The 2,721-nt window shown below is 49.2% G+C and carries 2 protein-coding genes; both read right to left on the bottom strand.

Features of this window, described 5'->3' with window-relative positions; translation table 11 throughout:
* A partial coding sequence (locus tag B3180_RS02600) for a thiamine pyrophosphate-binding protein (protein WP_286842861.1) occupies positions 1 to 353 on the bottom strand: 353 nt, incomplete at its 3' end.
* 126 nt (positions 354 to 479) lie between these two features.
* Positions 480 to 2,721, bottom strand: a 2,242-nt coding sequence (locus B3180_RS02595) for a TonB-dependent receptor (RefSeq protein ID WP_286842859.1), incomplete at its 5' end; no start/stop codon positions are given.

Raw genomic sequence — 2,721 nt, 5'->3', positions numbered from 1 at the left:
ATCATGTCGACCACATCAATGATTTGGAATTGACCCTGATGACGCTCCTTTATGGGTTTTTGTCCGGTAACCACAACCATGGGCATAGCGCCAAGCTGAGCATAGGCCACAGGGGTAACCAGATTCGTTGCACCCGGCCCCAGGGTTGATAGACACACGCCGGGCTTTCCGGTCAGGCGACCGTATGTGGCAGCCATAAAGCCAGCGCCCTGTTCATGCCGGGTTAAAATAAGTTCGATATCAGACTTTGATAGGGACTCAAGTAAGTCCAGGTTTTCTTCGCCGGGAATGCCGAAAATGTACTTCACACCCTCGTTTTCAAGTGCTTTTACGAATAAATCGGATGCTTTCACTTCGCTTTCTCCTTGCGTTAAAGAATCTTCTAGTTAGGCCTACGTAAAGGATAGGAGAGATGATCAAAAAAATCCGCAATCAGCACTAACTGATTGCGGATTTTACAGTCTTTTAAAACTGAGTTCTTAGAACGAGTAACTGACTTTTGAGTAAACAAAGCGGCCACGAGGGTTGTGAACGCTTGGTGCATACCCGTAAAGGTCATTGTTAAACGCTTCCGGTGGCTCTTCGTCGAACAGGTTGGTGGTACCTATCGTCAAACGAAGTTCCGAGGTGACATCGTAGTATGCTTGTAAATCAACCAGTAGCTGCTTATCAACCATACGCGCTTCGCTGGATTCGACGTTTGCCGGTGCCTGATAATCTTCAAACTCACCAATGTAGTTCAGATTGAGGTTAACACCTAAAGCATCACGTCCCCATTCTGCACGGGCTGTCCAGCGGTGCTCCGGATACTCGTACTCGCCGGCATAGTCGATACCGTCTTTCTCGAACTTGCTCATGTAAGACCAATCAAGACCTAAACGAACATCGCCAATGTCTTGTAGTTGCCAGTTATAGTTTGCTGAAAAATCAACCCCTGCAGCTTCCTGACTGGAAAGGTTAACGTAGGTGTTGTAAAGAACAGCCAACTCACCCAGCTCATCTCCTGGTAGTGGGTCGCGGCGCTCACAGACCTCGCTGTCCTGGTCGTTACAGTGCTCGTTGTAAACGTTCTCAAAGTCGTTTTGAACAATTTTGTTATCTTGTTCAATTGACCAGTAATCAGCAGAGATATCAAACGCGTCAGTGACCTGCCAAATACCACCAATATTATAGCTTGATGACTCTTCTGGCTGCAGGTCTTCAGAGCCGGAGAATACAATGGTGTAATCCAGTGGTACACAGCTTTCGCCATCGGTTTCGCAACGATACTCATCAACAAAGAAAGTTGAAACCTGCGATGGACCCAGACCAATTTGTGCCAGTGACGGAGCACGGAAACCTTCGCCGTATGATGCACGTAAAGTCACATCTTCAGTCGGACGCCATTGTAATTTAAACTGTGGGTTGAAGGTTGAGCCAAAGTCACTGTAGTCATCGTAACGACCGGCAACAGTTGCTTCTAACTGGTCAGTAATTGGAATGAGAAACTCGACATAAGCTGCCCACTGGTCGCGTTCAGCTTCGGCCTGCACCGATTCGGTACCAAAGATAAGACCACGCTGGAACTGATCATCCGGTTGGTCAAATACGTCTTCTTCACGGTATTCAAGACCCGCTGCCATGGAGACCCAATGCTCACCCAATTGGAACGCTTCGCCGGCGATACTGGCATCAACTGCGGTCAGGTGGGATTCACCCCGGCGTACCAGTGACGTCGTAATGTCATTAATGACTTCAGGGTCGTTGATGGTGCCGCCAAATGGATTGTAGTTGCCAGCGTTAATTTGCTCCTGCAAAAAGTCAGTACGTACCCATCCTTGCTCACGTGAACCCGTTTGCATTCCTTCGCTGCGGCCTTTTTGGTAAGAGACATCCCAGACCCAGCCGTCTAAGTCTCCGCGTAAGCCTGCAATAAAACGTAAAGTGTCGGATTCAACATCCCAAATACGGGGACCGGCATCTACTGTCCGGAAAAAGTTGATATCGACACGCTCGCCCCAAGGGTTGTTAGGGTGGTCAGCCGGTACATAGAGTCCGGCATCGGCGTCTAACGGAGTCGGTGCGCCGCCGGCTTTTGAACGGTTATGCTGAGCGGCAACTTCAATATAGCCCTCAACGTCTCGTGAGAACTCTTTACGAGACTGAATAATGGCACCTACACGTTCAGCTTCCGGGAAAATTTGCGCATACGGACCATAGTCAAATACACAGCGTGTTCCAACCAGTGAATCTTCCGGGCAGTCCGGATCGGGCCGTTCTTCACCGTCAACAATAAAGCTTCCCGGAAAGCCTCGTGATGAGCGAAAGTCATTACCGCCCCATGGACTTTGGTTCGCTGTGCCGTTACGACCAAACTCGGCACCTGTAATCGAGGTGTTTTTCCAGTAATCCAGAATCATGGTGGTATTGCTGTCGTCTCCACCCGTGCCCCAGACCAGACTCATACTGGTTTCTTCGTAGTTAGCATCACCGGTTGTTCCACCGTGGCTGGCGGTTAATTCTGTACCGACAAAGTCATCTCTTAAAATAATATTAACGACACCAGCTACGGCGTCAGAACCGTAAATAGCGGAAGCACCGTCTTTCAGAATATCGATGCGTTCAATCGCCGCTACGGGAATTGAGTTAATGTCGACAAATGAATTTGCTACGCCTTCGGCAAAGGAAGAAACCGCTACACGACGGCCGTTAAGCAAGACCAGTGTTGAGTCGGCACCAAAG

Origin of the sequence: Idiomarina sp. UBA4206 (assembly GCF_002383015.1) — a bacterium.
Taxonomy (GTDB): domain Bacteria; phylum Pseudomonadota; class Gammaproteobacteria; order Enterobacterales; family Alteromonadaceae; genus Idiomarina; species Idiomarina abyssalis.
This window is presented reverse-complemented; position numbering and strand designations above follow the sequence as displayed.